Annotated in this window: 15 protein-coding genes and 2 pseudogenes; 10 read left to right on the forward strand and 7 right to left on the reverse strand. The window is 41.0% G+C overall.

Annotated elements, in window-relative coordinates:
• Positions 1 to 140: 140 nt before the first annotated feature.
• Complete coding sequence (locus GYM62_RS20510) at positions 141 to 590, forward strand: DUF4199 domain-containing protein (RefSeq protein ID WP_219957785.1); 450 nt, start codon at positions 141 to 143, stop codon at positions 588 to 590.
• Here GYM62_RS20510 and GYM62_RS20515 read toward each other — a convergent pair.
• A pseudogene (locus GYM62_RS20515) lies at positions 581 to 1,512 on the reverse strand (transposase). The gene GYM62_RS20510 and the pseudogene GYM62_RS20515 overlap by 10 nt on opposite strands.
• Before the next feature lie 29 nt (positions 1,513 to 1,541).
• Positions 1,542 to 1,901, reverse strand: a complete 360-nt coding sequence (locus GYM62_RS20520) for a transposase (protein ID WP_219957786.1) — start codon at positions 1,899 to 1,901, stop codon at positions 1,542 to 1,544.
• Between the two features lie 227 nt (positions 1,902 to 2,128).
• Between GYM62_RS20520 and GYM62_RS20525 the strand changes: the two genes are divergently transcribed.
• The 3 genes and pseudogenes from GYM62_RS20525 (at position 2,129) to GYM62_RS20535 (ending at position 6,509) form a co-directional block, all read left to right on the forward strand.
• Positions 2,129 to 3,826, forward strand: a complete 1,698-nt coding sequence (locus GYM62_RS20525; protein ID WP_219957787.1) for a 1-acyl-sn-glycerol-3-phosphate acyltransferase — start codon at positions 2,129 to 2,131, stop codon at positions 3,824 to 3,826.
• Complete coding sequence (locus GYM62_RS20530) at positions 3,804 to 4,862, forward strand: NAD(P)H-dependent glycerol-3-phosphate dehydrogenase (protein WP_219957788.1); 1,059 nt, start codon at positions 3,804 to 3,806, stop codon at positions 4,860 to 4,862. The genes GYM62_RS20525 and GYM62_RS20530 overlap by 23 nt, the downstream gene beginning before the upstream one ends.
• Before the next feature lie 163 nt (positions 4,863 to 5,025).
• Positions 5,026 to 6,509, forward strand: a pseudogene (locus tag GYM62_RS20535) (IS1182 family transposase).
• 199 nt (positions 6,510 to 6,708) lie between these two features.
• Here GYM62_RS20535 and GYM62_RS20540 read toward each other — a convergent pair.
• Positions 6,709 to 7,878, reverse strand: a complete 1,170-nt coding sequence (locus GYM62_RS20540) for a PQQ-dependent sugar dehydrogenase (protein WP_219957789.1) — start codon at positions 7,876 to 7,878, stop codon at positions 6,709 to 6,711.
• A gap of 69 nt (positions 7,879 to 7,947) precedes the next feature.
• Entirely contained in the window at positions 7,948 to 8,985 is a 1,038-nt protein-coding gene (fbp, locus tag GYM62_RS20545) for a class 1 fructose-bisphosphatase (protein ID WP_219957790.1), read from the reverse strand.
• A 58-nt stretch (positions 8,986 to 9,043) separates the two neighbouring features.
• Between fbp and GYM62_RS20550 the strand changes: the two genes are divergently transcribed.
• Both GYM62_RS20550 and GYM62_RS20555 read left to right on the forward strand, forming a co-directional pair.
• Positions 9,044 to 10,312: an aspartate kinase gene (locus GYM62_RS20550; RefSeq protein ID WP_219957791.1), complete on the forward strand. Its 1,269-nt coding sequence runs from the start codon at positions 9,044 to 9,046 to the stop codon at positions 10,310 to 10,312.
• A 119-nt stretch (positions 10,313 to 10,431) separates the two neighbouring features.
• Positions 10,432 to 11,541 carry a Gfo/Idh/MocA family protein gene (locus GYM62_RS20555; protein WP_219957792.1) on the forward strand — a complete coding sequence of 370 codons (1,110 nt, stop codon included), beginning with the start codon at positions 10,432 to 10,434 and terminating at the stop codon, positions 11,539 to 11,541.
• On the opposite strand, the gene GYM62_RS20560 is transcribed toward GYM62_RS20555, so the two are convergent.
• Genes GYM62_RS20560 through GYM62_RS20570 form a run of 3 tightly spaced genes read right to left on the reverse strand, consistent with a single transcriptional unit; the run spans position 11,533 to position 13,389 of the window.
• Positions 11,533 to 12,039 carry a GNAT family N-acetyltransferase gene (locus GYM62_RS20560; RefSeq protein WP_219957793.1) on the reverse strand — a complete coding sequence of 169 codons (507 nt, stop codon included), beginning with the start codon at positions 12,037 to 12,039 and terminating at the stop codon, positions 11,533 to 11,535. The two genes, GYM62_RS20555 and GYM62_RS20560, sit on opposite strands and share 9 nt — an antisense overlap.
• Positions 12,039 to 12,911, reverse strand: coding sequence for a fructosamine kinase family protein (locus GYM62_RS20565; RefSeq protein ID WP_091655477.1), 873 nt, complete (start codon positions 12,909 to 12,911; stop codon positions 12,039 to 12,041). Before GYM62_RS20565 ends, GYM62_RS20560 begins: the two co-directional genes overlap by 1 nt.
• Positions 12,904 to 13,389 carry a low molecular weight protein-tyrosine-phosphatase gene (locus GYM62_RS20570; RefSeq protein WP_219957794.1) on the reverse strand — a complete coding sequence of 162 codons (486 nt, stop codon included), beginning with the start codon at positions 13,387 to 13,389 and terminating at the stop codon, positions 12,904 to 12,906. Before GYM62_RS20570 ends, GYM62_RS20565 begins: the two co-directional genes overlap by 8 nt.
• A 170-nt stretch (positions 13,390 to 13,559) precedes the next feature.
• Between GYM62_RS20570 and GYM62_RS20575 the strand changes: the two genes are divergently transcribed.
• From GYM62_RS20575 to panB, 4 genes are read left to right on the forward strand one after another with little or no spacing between them, the layout of a single operon-like run.
• On the forward strand, positions 13,560 to 14,801 hold the full coding sequence (locus tag GYM62_RS20575; protein ID WP_219957795.1) for a 3-deoxy-D-manno-octulosonic acid transferase: 1,242 nt from the start codon (positions 13,560 to 13,562) through the stop codon (positions 14,799 to 14,801).
• On the forward strand, positions 14,798 to 15,721 hold the full coding sequence (gene rsgA, locus GYM62_RS20580) for a ribosome small subunit-dependent GTPase A (protein WP_219957796.1): 924 nt from the start codon (positions 14,798 to 14,800) through the stop codon (positions 15,719 to 15,721). The genes GYM62_RS20575 and rsgA overlap by 4 nt, the downstream gene beginning before the upstream one ends.
• 55 nt (positions 15,722 to 15,776) lie before the next feature.
• Positions 15,777 to 16,268 (forward strand): phosphoribosyltransferase family protein, encoded by a 492-nt coding sequence (locus GYM62_RS20585; protein WP_091655473.1) that lies wholly within the window; start codon positions 15,777 to 15,779, stop codon positions 16,266 to 16,268.
• Positions 16,269 to 16,274: 6 nt separating this feature from the next.
• Positions 16,275 to 17,096: a 3-methyl-2-oxobutanoate hydroxymethyltransferase gene (panB, locus tag GYM62_RS20590; RefSeq protein ID WP_219957797.1), complete on the forward strand. Its 822-nt coding sequence runs from the start codon at positions 16,275 to 16,277 to the stop codon at positions 17,094 to 17,096.
• Positions 17,097 to 17,193 lie beyond the last annotated feature (97 nt).

Here is a 17,193-nt window from a genome sequence, read left to right on the forward strand (position 1 = left end):
TTTGCTGGCGTAAAAATAATACCCTTTAGTTCCTAGACAAGGGATTCTATTTGATACCTGAGAAACAACAGAAAAGTATAAACGTTTCTGAAATTTTGTAATTTGTATAAATATCGCCCCATCACCTAACCCAAATCACTATGAAAAATATTAAGATAGAGCTCAAATGGGCATTTATTTTCATTCTGACTATGCTTTTGTGGATGTTATTTGAAAAATCCATGGGCTGGCATGATGAAAAAATAGCTGATCACGCTACCTACACGAACTTCTTTGCTATCCCTGCGATCCTGGTTTATGTTTTTGCCTTATTGGATAAAAAGAGAAATACATATTTTGGGAGAATGAGCTACAAACAGGGAGTGGTCACAGGTCTGATTATGACCCTAATTATTGCTTTACTCAGTCCCCTAGCTCAATATGTTATCAGTACTTATATCACTCCCGAATATTTTACCAACGTAATCGAACATGCAGTTACGAGTGGGAAAATGACCCTGGCTGATGCGGAAGCCTATTTCAATTTAAAAAGCTATATGGTTCAATCGGATCAGTCTGAATATCTGGGGAGGCTAAAATTTTATCCATAGATATTGGAAAGTCTGAAGAGGAAGAATTCGACATTTGACACACCTCTGAACTGTGCTCTGAACGCTTTGATTTTTGCATTGAATGATTCAGCCGATGCGTTTGTGCTTCTGTTTTCAAAGAAGTTGAGAATGGTTTCGTAGTGATTTTGGATGGTTCTGGATACGGTGTTGAAGGATTTGAATCCTGCCTGCTCCACTTCGTTGTACCATTGAGCTAGTTTGGTGAAGGCTACTCCCTTGATTTTGCTGGTCTGATAGATTCTGGCCAGAGACCTGGACAGTTTATAAGCTTTTTCTAAATCAGGATAGCGATGGAAAAGTATTTCTGCCCGGTGTGCCTGTGAGGGCGTCCAGGAATCCTCTGCCTTAAAAAGCAAATATCTACTCCTTGCCAAAAGCTGTTTTTCAGTATCTCCGTTTTCTTGTTAGGAATAAATGGCTTGCCACACTCTTTGCTCAGTTCCATTTCTTTGTTTTCCTGCTCGATGGCCTCCCATCTGTGGGCAATTCTCATTTCCTGTACGGCTTCATGAACAAGTTGCTGGACATGGAAGCGGTCGGTAACCAACAGTGCTTTAGGAAAACTCCTGCGGACAATTCGTTCCATGCTGGCAGCCATGTCCAGGGTAACTTCCTTGACTTTCTTTCGTTTGCCCTCAGGTAATTTTCTCAGCACATCAATTACCCGCTCACTGTCAGTCCCCTTAATCATAGCAACCAACGCTCCCTTTTTGCCTTTGGCGGCTTTATTGGTCAGTACGGTATAGAGCTCTCCCTGAGAAAGGGATGTTTCATCAATGCTGAGGTGGGTGCCCAGATTTTCCGGAAAGAGAATCCAATCCTTGGCATGGAATTTCTGAGACCAAGTCTGAAAGTCACTGAGATGAAAAACATACTGATGTTCAAGGACCTTTCCATTCACATGGAAGTTTTCAGCAAGACTCTTACAACTTACAGGGGACGAGTCCAGTCGTTCCTTTTTAAAAAAAGCGCGAATTCCTGTGTCATTCGCGTGCCGTTAGCTACCAAATTCCAGTCCCTGCTTACATTCTTTCCCGTCTCTTCATTCAACCACTTTCTCCGCTTTATTTTCAGGAAACAAGCTTTACCCCTCAGGGGGAAATCCTGTACGGTAACTTCCTCAAAAAAACCTTTGGAAACCAGCTTTACTCCCTGAAGATGTTCAGGATGAATGTTGAGCTCTTCCAAATAAATATGATAAGCATTGTCCTTAAAGGCTGCCGAGGTAACCTTGAAAAATTCCAAAAGCCCCTGAGGCAAAAGTAAACTGAGGTAATCCTTTTCTTCCAATTGTTTTTTTTAACAAAGAAACTCGATTCACTCAAATCCCCCAAGTTTTAGGACTGATCCGTTCAATCCCTGATTGGCGCAATAGTCATGGGATTGATTACCACTCTGGTAGTGGCTTTATTCCTGAAGTCGAAATCAGAGCCCTCTGTTCCTAAGGCTTAAGATTCCCGCTACAAGTTCATTTTCCTTATCTTTGGCATTCACTTTTATTAAACCCACTTTCCATTTTGGAGGAGAAATATATCAAACATCGGTACGAGCCAATTTTGCCCAGTAAGGATGAATGGCCTGTCGTGAAATTGGCAAGAGAGAGGAAGGAGTTTGTCTCCAGAGTTTCAGCCAGTGCGCAGGATAAAATTCTTACTTTGACGGGCAAAAACCCTGATATTCTCAAAGAGGAGTTGGAGACTACCCTGTACAGGGAAAAGCTTAGAATTAAGCAAAATCCCTGGGTTGTTGACCCGGATGATGAAGGAGAATTCTGGGGAAAAGTCAAGGCTGCATTACTCCAGATCAACTCAGAGACCAAGTTAAATAGAAGTAAGAGACTGGAGGCCTATAAGGAGATTCTGGAAAGAATTACCAATCGTTATTCTGAGGAAATTGCCAGTAATTTCAATCATCAACATTATAAATTTACCAGAAGCGTAGTCACTTATGGCTTTTCCAGATTACTGAATGCTGCCAGAGTAAAAGGGTTTAAATCCATATTCAGTAACCAATATACACTTCAGGATAAAATCCAAATAACAGGTGAAACGGATCAATTGAGGGATCTGGCAACTAAAGGAACTATAGTCATGGTTCCAACTCACTTTTCCAACTTGGATAGTATTTTGATTGGTTGGATAATTTCTGTTTTGGGCTTGCCTCCCTTTATTTATGGGGCAGGTCTTAACCTATTTAACATTTCGATTTTCGCTTATTTCATGAATGCTTTGGGAGCCTATAAGGTGGATAGAAGGAAAAAGAATCTTATGTATCTGGAAACCTTAAAGACTTATTCCAAAGAGGCAATACAGTTTGGATGCCATTCATTATTTTTTCCGGGAGGAACCCGGAGCCGAAGTGGTATGATTGAGTCCAAGTTGAAATTAGGGCTGTTAAGTACTGCTATCGAAGCGCAAAGGACTAATTATCAGAATAATATCAATGATATCTCCGGTAAAATCTTCATTGTTCCGGTGACTATCAATTATCATTTTGTCTTGGAAGCACCTAGTTTGATCAAGGATTATTTGAGCATCACTGGACAGGAACGCTATTACAAAGAGAATGACGAGTTTTCTAATTCTTACAAGATCTCTAAGTTCCTGGTGAAATTCTTTACCAAAGGTTCTGATATTTCAGTTTCTGTAGGGAAAGCCATGGATGTGCTGGGGAATTATGTGGATGAAAATGGAGATAGTCTTGATAAATATGGACGAAAAATTGACCCCCGAGATTATTTTATTTCCAACAACCAGATTACGGTAGATCAGCAGCGGGAGGAAGAGTATACCAATATGCTCGGAAAGCGCATAGTTGAGGAATTTCATAAAATCAACCGAGTTTTCAGTTCACACTTGGTAGCTTTTACTGCCTTCGAATTGATCAAACAGCGGAATAATAAATTGGACCTTTTCGATTTGATACGCTTGCCTGAGGAAGAAATATTTTTGCCCTATCAGGAGTTTAGAGAAGCCTGCGAAATGGTTTATGAAAGAATTCTATCACTAAAGGAAGATGGGCAGATTAATATTGCTCCGCACATGAAAAGATCTATGGATGAGATTATTTCTCATGGATTGGATAATGTGGGAATGTATCATGCAAAAAGACCTTTGATTAAAAATCGTCAGGGAGACATAGTCACTGAGGATATGAGTTTATTATATTTTTATCACAACAGACTACATGGATATGGCCTTGAAAAACTCTTCTAAATCTAGTACCATAGGCGTAGTAGGAGTAGGTAGCTTTGGTACGGCCATAGCCAATATGCTTGCTGAAAAAAGCGAGGTAATGGTCTATGCCAGAAAGCCAGAAGTAGTTGACGAAATCAATACCCAAAGCAGTGCCCAAGGTAAGGCCTTGCATGCCAGCATTCAGGGGACTTTTGACCCAGAAACTCTTTGTAAAGAGTGTAATATTCTTTTTTTTATGGTTCCATCTTCTGGTTTTCAGGAGGTTGCAAGAAAGTTTGCCCCATTTCTACATCCTTACCATTTGGTGATTCATGGTACCAAAGGACTTTGTTTGAATCTTCCCGAAGGTCAAACTTTAGACACCGTCAAAAAAATCAAAAGAAGCCAGATTTTGACCATGAGTGAAGTAATTCAACAGGAGACAGTTGCTGTCAGGGTGGGATGCCTAGCAGGCCCTAATTTGGCTAAAGAGCTTAGCAAAGGTCAGCCGGCTGCTACCGTAATTGCCAGCAAGTACAATGAGGTAATCATGGAAGGCCAGCGACTTTTAAGGTCTGATAAATTTCAGGTTTATGGTAATTCGGATATCATTGGGGTGGAGCTTAGCGGAGTATTGAAAAATATCATTGCGATCGCTTCAGGGGCTTTGGCTGGGCTTGGTTTGGGAGAAAATGCCCGAGGGCTTTTGATTTCCCGAGGCATGGTGGAAATGGCTCATTTAAGTAATGCTTTAGGAGGAAGTTTAAAATCCGTCATTGGACTTGCAGGAATAGGAGACTTGGTAGCGACTTGTAATTCCGTGGATTCCAGAAACTTTACAGTAGGATATAGATTGGCCAAAGGCGAGAGTTTGACAGAGATTCAAGCCAGTATGGAAGAAGTGGCCGAAGGTGTCAATACTGTAAAAATTATCAAAGGGTTTTTGGAAGCAGCGGATTTACGCGCTCCGATTACAGAAAACTTGTACCGCGTACTTTTTGAAGATTTGGAAATTGAGGAGGCGCTCCAGTTTTTGATGAAGTACCCATTCAATGTGGATGTTGATTTTGTCTAAGTAATTAATAGAAAAGAAAAAGAGGCTGTCTCAAAAGTAGATAGTTTAATAGGCTAGCTGATTTCTCGGCTAGCCTTTCTTGTTTAACTCAAAATAGGTATTTTGAGGTGTGCAAAAACAAGACACGAATATAGTCTTTAAAGACTATTCTCCCAACCAGCTGATGCTTCTTCCTCCGAGTTTGGAAGAATTAATTCCAGCCCATCATCCAGCCCGAACCGTTAATTCGGTGATGGATCAGATCGATCTTTCCTCGGTGTATGCCTATTATTGGCAAAACGGTGCCAGCAGCTACCATCCCCGGATGCTGCTGAAGATTTTGGTTTATGGCTATCTTGAAAATTGCTTTTCGTCCCGTAAGCTGGAGAAGGCTACCCGGGAAAACATCGTGTACATGTGGCTTTCGGGGATGCAGCGTCCCGACCACCACACGATCAACCGCTTTCGTTCCGAACGGCTCAAGCCGGTGATCGGCGATATATTCTCCAAAGTGGTACTGCTGCTTCATCAAGAAGGCCTTCTGGATATCAAGGAGGTCTATACCGACGGTACCAAGATAGAGGCCAATGCCAACCGTTACACGTTTGTCTGGGGTAAGGCGATCAAAAAGAACAAGGAGCGGATCAGCAAACAGCTCCAGGAACTCTGGGAATACGCAGGTTCGGTAGCCGCCCGGGAGCTGGGAGCCGAAGAGCCCGACTTTATCAACCCCAGTCCGGAGAAAGTGTCTCAGACCGTGGACAAGATCAACCGGGCCCTGCAGGACAAGCCTGTGGACAAAAAAGTGAAGCAGAAACTAAACTACGCCAAAAAGCACTGGCCGGCCAAACTGGAAGAATATGACCAAAAAGAACAGATCCTGGCAGGACGCAACAGCTACTCCAAAACCGATCCCGATGCCACCTTCATGCGGATGAAGGAAGACCACATGAAAAACGGACAGCTCAAGCCCGCCTACAACCTTCAGCTCAGTACCCACGGACAGTTTGTGGTCAACTACTCCCTGCATCCCAATCCCACCGATACGCTGACCCTCAAACCTCATCTGGAAAAATACTGTCAGCTCTACGGTTTCTATCCTCCAGCTACACAGCCGATGCGGGATACGGCAGTGAGGAAAACTACTGCTTCCTGGAGGAAAACCAGATCGAAGCCTTCGTCAAGTACAACTATTTCCACAAAGAACTTCAACAGGAATCCAAAGCAAAGAAAGTCTACGGACTACTCGACAACCTCCATTACGACCCGCAAAACGACCGCTACATCTGCCCCATGGGACAGCCCATGGAAAAGAGCGGGAAAAGCACCGGTAAAACATCAACCGGATTCGTTCAACACTATCGCCACTATCAGGCTAAAAACTGTTCCGGCTGTCCACTCTCCGCAGCTTGCCATCCCGGGGAGGGAAACAAAGTCATCAAGGTCAACACAAGACTCCAGCAACAGAAAGCCAAAGCAAAGGAACGGCTAACCTCAGAGCGAGGTATTCAGAAAAGAAAGCAACGGGCCATCGATGTCGAACCGGTCTTCGGACACTTCAAATACAACAAGGGCAGAAGCCGTTTCATGCTCCGCGGTAGCGCAAAAGTGGCCGTTGAAACAGGCCTTCTGGCCATTGCCCACAACCTGGCCAAAAAGGCGGGATGAACAGCCTTAAATGTCCATTTTTTCATCCCAAAACAAAGACAAAAGCAAGTGGAGCACAGTATCCATCCATGACCCTAAAAAACAACTCATGTGAACCCCGGTCAAAAAAATAGAGGCCGAAAATCAAAAATCGGCCTCTATTGCGCAAAATCGAATATCTCTAAATGTGAAAACTATTTATGAGACAGCCTCTTTTTTGTTATCGGATCGGGATCAATTTGACTAGGAGTCCAGTGCCTTCTGTGATGGCATACAAATAGCCATCAGGGCTTTCGGAAACTTGTCTTACTCTACCGATATCTTGCAGCATCACTTCCTGCGAAAGGGCTTTAGTGCCATCCATATCTACTCTATTGATATGCATTTTAGCCAATGCTCCAATTAAAATATCTCCTTTCCAAGCTGGATATTTATCGGAAGTGACAATAGTCATCCCGCATGTGGCAATAGAAGGAACATAGTAGGTTACTGGTTGCTCCATTCCTTCTTTTTCTGTGATATCTGTGATGGGAGTTCCATCATAATTTTGTCCGTAGGTGATTACTGGCCAGCCGTAATTTTTGCCTTTTTCGATCAGGTTAAGCTCATCGCCACCCATCGGCCCGTGTTCAGCCTCCCATACTCTGTCATTAGCTTTATCATAAACCAAGCCTTGTGGGTTTCTATTTCCGTAGGTCCAAATGGATTTGATAGCATTCGGCTCATTCACAAATGGGTTGTCAGAAGGGATTCTGCCATCATCATGGATTCTGTGAATTTTACCATGAGAATTGGTCAAATCCTGCGCATTGGAAGGAGTGTCTCCTCTATCTCCGTTGGAGAAAAACAAATAATTGTCTTTATCAAAAACAATTCTGGATCCATAATGTCTTCCGCCTTCCCACTCTGGAGTAGTTTCAATTAATTCTTCCTGTTGAACTGCTTGATTACCCTCCAGCTTGAATCGCATGATGGTAGTAGCACCTTTATTTCCTCCTTTTGGTTTGGCATAAGAAATGTAAATCCATCCATTTTGAGCATAATTTGGATGAGCTTGAACATCCAGTAGCCCAGCTTGATTTACCTCATGTACCTTGGGTAGCCCCTGTACTTTTTGACCGGTGAATTTATCGTTTTCAAAAATCAGGATTTCTCCTTTTCGCTCAGTCAAAAGCATTTTTCCATCAGGTAGCCAGGTCATTCCCCATGGACTTTCCAAATCAGAATAAAGCGTGTCTACATTGATCAACATTTTCTCAGTCTGAACCGCAAAAGTTTCATCAATTGGCTCATCACTGGCTATGTCAAGATCATCTTTCGATTCACATGCATAAATGGATAGAGAACTGGCAGCTAGTGCTAGTCCCAAAAAGGTTTTGTTTAGTTTCATATGTTAAGAATTTGGAGTGTGAAGATAAAAACATCCAATTTACTTAACCTCAAAACCCAGCCATTAGTTCTAAAGATTTACTGCTTCCCTTTTCTTATTTAAAAATCCCATAGCTTCGTTTACCATTTTCTCAGACCCTATCCATAGTGGAGTTCTCTGGTGAAGTGTCTCAGGCTGAATATCTAAAATTCGCTGTACCCCATCTGTTGCTATCGCTCCAGCTTGCTCGGCTATAAATGCTAAAGCATTTGCCTCATAAAGGAGCCGAAGCTTTCCGTTAGGATTTTTTTGAGTAGATGGGTATCCGTAAATACCTCCTTTTAATAAGTTTCTGTGGAAGTCTGCAACCAACGAACCTATATATCTCGCAGAATATTGAGACTTTTTGCAATGGTCAACGTAGTTTTTTACACCTGGGGTCCATTCTAATTCTGAACCTTCATTAATGGAATAGATTTTTCCATCTTTAGGCGCTTGTATAGCTGGGTGAGAAAGGAAAAATTCTCCGAGGGAATTTTCGTAGGTAAACCCATTTACACCAAACCCTGTGGTATAGACCAACATGGTGGAGGAGCCATAAAGCACATACCCAGCAGCAACTTGCTCTTTTCCGGGCTGCATGATATCTTCTTCTTGTATAGGGCTTCCCACAGGTGTTTTTCTTCTGTAAATTGAAAAAATGGTTCCTATGCTGATATTTACATCAATGTTGGAACTGCCATCAAGAGGGTCTATCGCGACTACATATTTTCCCGAACCGTTTTGTAAATCTATGACTGAATCTTCTTCTTCAGATACAATTGCGCAAACTTCCCCGCCTTTACTGAGAGCTCTCATAAAACGTATATTGGCTATTACGTCCAACTTCTGTTGCTCTTCACCTTGTACATTGGTTTGACCAAATGCACCTCCGATATTGGCAAGGCCTGCGCGATTCGTCTCTCTATTGACTATCTTGGCAGCTAAAGCGATGTCTCGAAGTAGTTGGGAAAGTTCACCGGAAGCAAAAGGGAAATCACTTTGCTTAGATTTGATAAATCGGTCCAGAGTTGTTCCGACAGAATAAGCCATCCCGCTTTGGTCTGGCTGATAAGGAAGAATTTTCATGGATTAGAAAAGTACAATATTTGGGTTTATATACTCTCGAAATTAGGAATAATATTTTATGACCAAAACACAAATTTTCAAATTTGGAGGAGCTTCTGTAAAAGATGCCTCAGCAGTCAAAAACTTAGCTGAAATTTTGCGTAATCGATTGCGAAAAAATATGGTAATCGTAGTTTCTGCCATGGGTAAGACCACTAACGCATTGGAGAAATTACTGGAACTGAGAATGAAAGAAGAAGATATTTCTTCAAATAGTACAATTTTAAAAAATTATCATTTAGAGATATGTAAAGATTTGTTCCCCGCAGATCACACGATATTTCCTAAGTTGGATAATTACTTTTTGCAATTGGAAAAATTGTTAGTGAATCCTATAACCAAAGATAATTACGATGAATATTATGACCGGGTAGTGGCATTTGGGGAGTTAATTTCCAGTAGAATCGTAATGGAATATCTCTGTGAAATTGGCTTGGTCTCAGTTTGGCAAGATGCCAGAGAATTTATTTCCACCAATAGTGATTTTAGATTTGCGAAAATCAACTGGGAAAAGACCAGGCAGAATTGCCAAAAAAATCTGAAGTCGATTTTAGATCAGTTTCCAGTCGTTACCCAAGGTTTTATCGGAGCTGACACTGAAGGTCGAACCACGACTTTAGGAAGAGAGGGGTCTGACTTTACCGCAGCCATACTTGCTACAAGTTTAGATGCCGGCTCTGTGACTATTTGGAAGGACGTACCAGGAGTATTAAATGCAGACCCTAAGCTGTTTGAGGACACGCAGCTTTTTGATGAACTTGATTACCAGCAGGCTGCTCAAATGACCTTTTATGGGGCTTCGGTGATTCATCCCAAAACCATCAAACCCCTGGCTAATTCTGGTATCCCCTTATTTGTAAAATCTTTTTTGAAACCAGAAGCTGCCGGTACAAAAATCTTTCAACTAGGAAAACAAAATCCAATTCCTACCATCGTTTTAAAGCAAAATCAAATTTTAGTCACGTTTCGGGTGACGGACTTTACCTTCATTGAAGAGGAGCAAATACATACTATTTATGAGCAGTTGAATGTACTCAAACTTCGGGTAAATTTTCTTCAGACTTCGGCGATATCAGTTTCGATTATTATAGATCAGCAACTTTTCAAATTAGAGCAGCTTGTTAATTCCTTAAAAAATAAATTCATCATTAGATACAATGAAGGATTGGAGCTTTTGACTGTACTGCACCCCGACAGAAAGGATTTCAGCGATCTCAATCCGGGATATGAAATCTTGTTGGAGCAAAGTACGAGAAACACAGTCCAGTTTGTCAGAAGAAAAGAGTAATTCCGAAAGGTGGATTTTATGGATCATGCTGATAATATGGATTTCGCAATCTTAAACTTACCAATGAGAAGAGAAATCATTTTTTATCCGTATTTTTCAATAAATCAACCTATTAATCCATGAACTCAAGAAGATCTTTTCTCCAAAAGGCAGGTGCAACGGCTATTGTGCTTTCTACTCCAGCAATTTCTGTTTTTTCTAGCCCTATTTCCGAAATATTCGATCAGGATAAAATTTTGAGGGTTGCCATTATGGGATTGGGAAGTTATGGTACCAGAGTCGCAGAAGCGATGCAGGATTGTAAGCGGGCAAAACTGGTAGGTGTGATCAGCGGGACTCCGTCCAAAATTGCCATGTGGCAATCTAAATATGGAATTCCTGCCAAAAACTGCTATAACTATGAAAACTTCGATGCCATTAAGGATAACCCGGATATAGATGCCGTTTATGTGATCACACCAAATGCCTTACACAAAGGACAGGTTATCCGAGTAGCTAAGGCGGGCAAGCATGTTATCTGTGAAAAGCCTATGGCTGTGAATGCTTCTGATGCAGCTGAAATGGTTTCTGCTTGTGATCAGGCTGGAGTGAAATTATTGATCGGATACCGAATGCATTTTGAAGCAAATACGCTGAAGGCGGTGGAAATGCGAGAAAAAGGAGAGTTTGGAGATATCAAATTTTTCCAAGGATTGAGCGGATTTAAAATTGGGGATCCGACTCAATGGAGGCTCAATCCAGAATTATCAGGAGGGGGCGCAATGATGGATATCGGTATATATTCAATCAATGGTGCGAGGTATATGGTAGGGGAGGAGCCGATTTGGGTAACTGCTCAGGAAGTGAAGACCGACCCAGTCAAGTTCAAGGATGGGATTGACGAAACCATCACATTTCAGATGGGCTTTCCTTCTGGGGTAGTTGCTTCATGCCTTTCTACTTACAGCATGAATAATTTGGATAAATTCTTCTTAAATGGGACCCAAGGCTTTGCAGAAATGCAGCCTTCCACAGGCTATGGTCCGATTCAGGGAAAAACCCATAAAGGTCCTTTGAATGAGCCCCATGTCACTCATCAGACGACCCAGATGGATCAGATGGCTGCTATAATTTTTGATGGTGTCACTCCCAAAATCCCTGTTGACGGAAGGGAAGGCTTAAAGGATATGGTAATCATTGATGCGATTTTCGAAGCTGTAAAAACAGGCGAGAAAGTTCTTTTAGGCTAAATTTTCCAGATTCAGCTGCATAAAAACTAGGGTCAGCCACTTATCAAACTTAAATGATACTTCAGGAAGTCTTGCAACTTCTTTGAATCCCAATCTTTCATGAAATCGATAGCTTCCATGATTTTCAGAATCCATGCCAGCTATCATTACATGATATCCTTGGTCTTTAGCCAGATAAATCAATTGTCTTAGCATAGCGGTCCCTAAGCCTTTTCCTTGGGCGGAGTGATCCAAATAGATACTGTGCTCTATAGTTCTGTCGTATCCGGGTTTGGCCCTAAACTTCCCATAAGTCGCATAGCCCACTACTTTCCCATTCATTTCACCCACTAGAATTGGGATATTGTCATTTAGTTTTTGATCGAAATTCCGGGAAACTTCCTCGTGCGTTTTTACATGGTAATCATAATTAAAAAATGTATTGAGGATACTATCATTGATTATTTCCAAAATTGCTTTGCAATCTTGGCTTTGATAGGGGCGGATCAAAAAGCTCATCAACGAAATCGGTTTACAATTTTTTCTATTCCAGGTAAGTAGGCGACGCCAAATAGATTCAAATGTACCAATAAAGGATACAAATTGTATATGCCCATTCTGGATTCAAAACCTGGTTCTAAAGGTAAAATCGATTCATAGGATTCATAAAACCTGTTGTCAAAACCTCCAAAAAGTCGGCTAAATGCTATATCCATTTCCCGATGACCAAAATATACTGCAGGATCAATCAAGCAGGGTTCTCCTTGACTGGTTGCGATTACATTTCCAGACCACAGATCTCCATGAAGAAGCGCCGGTTTTTCATCCGGAAAAACAGATTCTAGTTTGGGATAGATTTCTTGAAATCTTTTTAAGAAGTCGAGCGGAATCAAGCGGTCAAAATAAGCTTTCCCTAACAATGGCTCCAGTCTTTGTTCTATGAAAAAATCCAACCAAGAATCTGATGTCAAATTTTTTTGATGAAGGGAGGCGATGTAATTGTCATTTTCCAACCCATATTCTTTTTGATTGGTCAAGTGTAAATGAGCTAGACCCAATCCTAAGTTTTCCCAATAGTCAAGTTGATATCTTCCGGAAGGGATAAATTCTGACAATAAATAATTGTAATCACCCACTCTTCCACATCCAAAGACATTTGGGATTTTGATAAAAGTAGACTTTCTAAGTAAGTCCAAGCCCTCTGCTTCTTTGTAAAGAATGTCCTTCTCATGGTCAAAATTGAGCTTGAGAAAAAAACTGCCTTCATTACTATCCAGCCTTATTCCTTGGTTGTGGCTGCCAGCTGCAATTAATGAAGCGGACTTAAGTTCGGCTAAGGGTCCTAAACTGTCAAAAAGTACTTGTTCATAGATCTCATTCAGATCAAGCATAAAGCTGATGGGTGACTTTTACTTGATTCAAAAAGTGGTCTATTGCCTCATCCAGTATTCTATAAATCTCCAAGAAACCTTCTTCTCCTCCATAGTAAGGGTCAGGAACAGAAAGGCCTTCATTTCCTGGTACAAAATCCCGCATCAGATGGATTTCCTTGTCGGGAAACCCACACTTACTTTTCATGGTATTCAAATTTTTGAGATTGCTCTCATCCATCGCAATGATGTAATCAAAATCCCTGAAATCAGTTCTATTTACTTGTCTTCCTCGATGTTTGATGGGAATTTTATGCAGTTCGGCGCATTTCAATGTTCGTTCGTCAGGAAGCTCTCCTATATGAAAATCAGAAGTGCCAGCGCTGTCAGATTTAAAGTGAACCTCTACACCGGAATTTTTAATTTTTTGATTGAATATTGCCTCTGCCAGGGGCGATCTACATATATTTCCAAGACAAACAAATAGTACTTTAATCATTTGAAATAACAGTCTGAATTTGGTGGGTGGCTTAACAGTAACATTGAAAATAATTAATTTTTGGTGGAATTTCACCCTTCGCTCTCTCTTTTTTTGAAGAAAGCTGAAGAAACTCCTTTTCCAAAAACGTGAAACAAAGGAATTTTGGGATTAAAGCCTAATTTTGAAAGATGAAGTGGGTATATAATCTTGGAATGCATTTATTGAGTTTTGCATTGCCTCTGATTTCATTGTTTTCCGAAAAGATTCAACTTTTTTACAAAGGCCGTAAAAATCTATTTACAGATCTGGAAAGTTTTAGAAAAGCTAACTCTGGGCCCTTAATATGGTTCCATGTTGCCTCGCTGGGAGAATTTGAACAGGCTAAACCTGTCATCTCCGGATTAAAGCACAGCTTTCCTAATCACTTGATAGCGGTAAGTTTTTATAGCCCCTCCGGATTTATTCCAACTCAAAAAAAGTCCCCAAATGAGGTGGATTACATTGGTTATTTACCGATAGATACAGGTAAAAATGCCGCAAGATATCTGGGTATTCTTCAGCCGAAGGTGAGCTTTTTTGTGAAATATGACTTGTGGTTTAATTTTCTTCAATGTTTGAATCAAAAGAAGATCCCTACATTTCTGATTGCCGCCTCATTTAGAGATGATCAAATTTACTTTACGAGGAAAGGCTTCTTTCGGACTCCGATTTTAAGCTTTAATCATATTTTCTGTCAAAATGAGCACAGTCAATCCCTTTTGAATCAAATAGGCTATAGAAATCACAGCCTTTCAGGTGACACCAGGTTTGATAGAGTTGCTGAGAATGCGATGATGGCAAAAGAGTTCCCAGAGATCACTAAATGGGTGGGAGATTCAAAAGTCATGGTATTAGGTTCTGTTTGGGAGGAGGATATGGACTTGTTGATTCCGCTTATCAATTCCAATTCGGACTATCAAATTATCATTGCTCCTCATGATATTAAGTCAAAGCATCTTCAAACTTGGGGTAATCAAATTCAGACTAAGACGCTTTTTTATTCTCAATGGGATCAAACTGAGAAATCCCCTATTTTAATTATCGATAATATTGGGATGCTCAGCAGGCTTTACCAATATGCCACAATCGCTTATGTAGGAGGTGCATTTGGAGAAGGGTTACACAATATCCTCGAACCCATAGGTTTTGGTGTTCCTGTTATCTTTGGGAAAGTAAGAAAAGTAAATAAATTTCCGGAAGCTGAAGAAGCAATAGCTCAGGGCTGTGGGTTTTCAGTTAGGGATGGAGAGGAGTTAAATGAAAAATTTGATGCTCTCAAAAACCCCTTATTTATGCAAAATGCAAGACAAGCCGCTAAAAACTGGGTTGAGTCTCAGCTAGGGGCATCTGCTAAAATTCTTGCCTATACCTCTAAATATCTGAAATCATGAAAGGGAGAGTGATCAAGTCTACAGGGAGCTGGTATACTGTACAGGTTGACCTAGAGATGATTCAGGCCAGACTTAAAGGAAAGTTCAAACAAGATGAACTCAAACTAACCAACCCCATTGCGGTGGGCGATTGGGTAGGCTTGGATTTAGAAGAAGGTCAGGCTACTGGAGTGATTCGGGAAATTTTTCCCAGAGAAAATTATGTGATTAGAAAATCCACCCGGAAGCAGCATTTTTCTCACATCATTGCCAGCAACCTCGACCAAGCCATGTTGGTGATAACCATGAAAAACCCCAGAACCTCTCTTGGCTTTATTGACAGGTTTTTGGTAAGCACGGAGAGTTTTAGAATTCCCGCCATTTTAGTGGTAAACAAGATGGACTTGATGGAAGGGGAAGACGCTCAAGATTGGCTGCAGGATATTCATGAAATATATGAACCATTGGGATATCCTGTGGTCGAGGTTTCAGCCCTGGAAAACCAGCAATTGAAGGATCTTCTGATTCCTCACCTTCAAGGAAAATCCACTCTAATCTCAGGTCATTCTGGTGTGGGGAAATCTACTTTATTGAACAGGTTAATTCCTGATGCAAGACAGGAAACCAAAGAAGTCTCAGGCTACAGCAGTAAGGGGGTTCACACAACCACCTTTGCAGAAATGTTTTTTCTCAAAGAAGGAGGAGACTTGATAGATACTCCCGGAATCAAAGAATTTGGAATATTAGAAATCGAAGAATATGAGCTTTCTCATTACTTTCCTGAGATGAGGGCGCATTTGGGAGAGTGTAAGTATAATAACTGCCAGCATGTAAATGAGCCGGGATGTAAAATTCTCAAACAACTGGAAGAAGGATACATTCACCCCTACAGATACGAAAGTTATGTGAACATTTTAAATGAAGAAGATTCACACCGTTAAGTCATAATTTTGAAAGCAGGGTAAATTGGCCTAATTTTCATTTTTAAAACAAATCATGAGCGAAGTACTCAATCACCAACAAATCCGGAAAAAGATCACCCGGATGGCATACGAAATCTACGAGAGAAATCTCTATTCATCTGGAGTTGTCTTTGCAGGTATCAGTGGAATGGGGCTAATTCTGTCTCAGCTTCTGGCAAAAGAGCTTAAAAGCATCTCGAATCTAGCAGTGGAAGAAGTGGAGATAGTTTTGGATAAATCCGACATCGCACATTCTAAAGTAGAACTGTCACAATCGGTAGTTCTTTCCGGCAAAACTCTCATCGTTGTGGATGATGTATTGAATACGGGTAGAACTATTGTTTATGCAATCAAGCCATTTTTGGAAGAAGATATTGACAAAATGGAATTGGCCGTATTAGTGAATCGTGCTCATGGCCTTTTTCCAATTCGACCTGATTATACAGGTTATGAGCTCTCTACTACCCTTAACGAGCATATTAAAGTAGATTTATCCGAAGAAAATTATTTCGTTCACCTTCACTAATATTTCATGTCTGTTCACTCATCGGCTAATATCAAAAGGATCACCACCCATATTCTGCAGGAAATGAAAGAACGTGGAGAAAAAATCTCCATGCTTACAGCCTATGATTTTTCTATGGCAACTATTGTTGATGCTGCTGGAATAGATATCATTCTTGTGGGTGACTCCGCTTCCAATGTGATGGCCGGACACGAGACTACTTTACCAATTACGCTGGATCAAATGATTTATCATGCAAGTTCAGTAGTTAGAGCAGTCAAAAGATCTTTTGTAGTAGTGGATATTCCATTTGGAAACTATCAGGGAAACAGTTCTGAGGCTTTGAGATCTGCGATTCGAATCATGAAGGAATCTGGAGCTCACGCAGTAAAAGTCGAAGGCGGTGCTGAAATCAAGGAGTCTGTGAGTAGAATTTTGAGTGCCGGTGTGCCGGTGATGGGACATTTGGGTTTGACTCCTCAATCCATCTATAAATTCGGGACTTATACTGTTCGTGCAAAGGAAGAGGCAGAAGCTAAAAAGCTTTTGGAGGACGCAAAAATTTTGGAAGAATGCGGATGCTTTGCCATTGTTCTGGAAAAGATTCCAGCCTCCTTAGCGAAGAAAGTTGCTGAGTCAGTGCAGATCCCTGTTATAGGTATTGGAGCTGGACCGCATGTAGACGGGCAGGTTTTGGTAATGCATGACATGCTGGGTATTACTCAGGAGTTTAAACCTAGATTTTTGAGGCAATATGCTGATTTGCAACAAGTAATGACTGATGCCTTTAAAAATTATATCAGGGATGTAAAAAACAAGGATTTCCCGAATGATTCCGAGAGTTATTGATTTAGGAAAGTCCATTAAGATAATCTGATTATCCGCGATCATGCCAGTTGCCTTATTTTCCTTGCTTGACTGGTTGGAAGACCGAAGACCGAAGCTT

It is taken from the genome of Algoriphagus sp. NBT04N3, assembly GCF_019443765.1.
GTDB classification, from domain to species: domain Bacteria; phylum Bacteroidota; class Bacteroidia; order Cytophagales; family Cyclobacteriaceae; genus Algoriphagus; species Algoriphagus ornithinivorans.

What these genes read in the sequence shown, in the direction of transcription:
- GYM62_RS20530 (WP_219957788.1), top strand. Translation starts at nt 3,804, where the DNA reads ATGGCCTTGAAAAACTCTTCTAAATCTAGTACCATAGGCGTAGTAGGA.
- GYM62_RS20510 (WP_219957785.1), top strand. Translation starts at nt 141, where the DNA reads ATGAAAAATATTAAGATAGAGCTCAAATGGGCATTTATTTTCATTCTG.
- GYM62_RS20575 (WP_219957795.1), top strand. Translation starts at nt 13,560, where the DNA reads ATGAAGTGGGTATATAATCTTGGAATGCATTTATTGAGTTTTGCATTG.
- GYM62_RS20540 (WP_219957789.1), bottom strand. Translation starts at nt 7,878, where the DNA reads ATGAAACTAAACAAAACCTTTTTGGGACTAGCACTAGCTGCCAGTTCT.
- panB (WP_219957797.1), top strand. Translation starts at nt 16,275, where the DNA reads ATGTCTGTTCACTCATCGGCTAATATCAAAAGGATCACCACCCATATT.
- rsgA (WP_219957796.1), top strand. Translation starts at nt 14,798, where the DNA reads ATGAAAGGGAGAGTGATCAAGTCTACAGGGAGCTGGTATACTGTACAG.
- GYM62_RS20565 (WP_091655477.1), bottom strand. Translation starts at nt 12,911, where the DNA reads ATGCTTGATCTGAATGAGATCTATGAACAAGTACTTTTTGACAGTTTA.
- GYM62_RS20555 (WP_219957792.1), top strand. Translation starts at nt 10,432, where the DNA reads ATGAACTCAAGAAGATCTTTTCTCCAAAAGGCAGGTGCAACGGCTATT.
- GYM62_RS20570 (WP_219957794.1), bottom strand. Translation starts at nt 13,389, where the DNA reads ATGATTAAAGTACTATTTGTTTGTCTTGGAAATATATGTAGATCGCCC.
- fbp (WP_219957790.1), bottom strand. Translation starts at nt 8,985, where the DNA reads ATGAAAATTCTTCCTTATCAGCCAGACCAAAGCGGGATGGCTTATTCT.
- GYM62_RS20585 (WP_091655473.1), top strand. Translation starts at nt 15,777, where the DNA reads ATGAGCGAAGTACTCAATCACCAACAAATCCGGAAAAAGATCACCCGG.
- GYM62_RS20550 (WP_219957791.1), top strand. Translation starts at nt 9,044, where the DNA reads ATGACCAAAACACAAATTTTCAAATTTGGAGGAGCTTCTGTAAAAGAT.
- GYM62_RS20560 (WP_219957793.1), bottom strand. Translation starts at nt 12,039, where the DNA reads ATGAGCTTTTTGATCCGCCCCTATCAAAGCCAAGATTGCAAAGCAATT.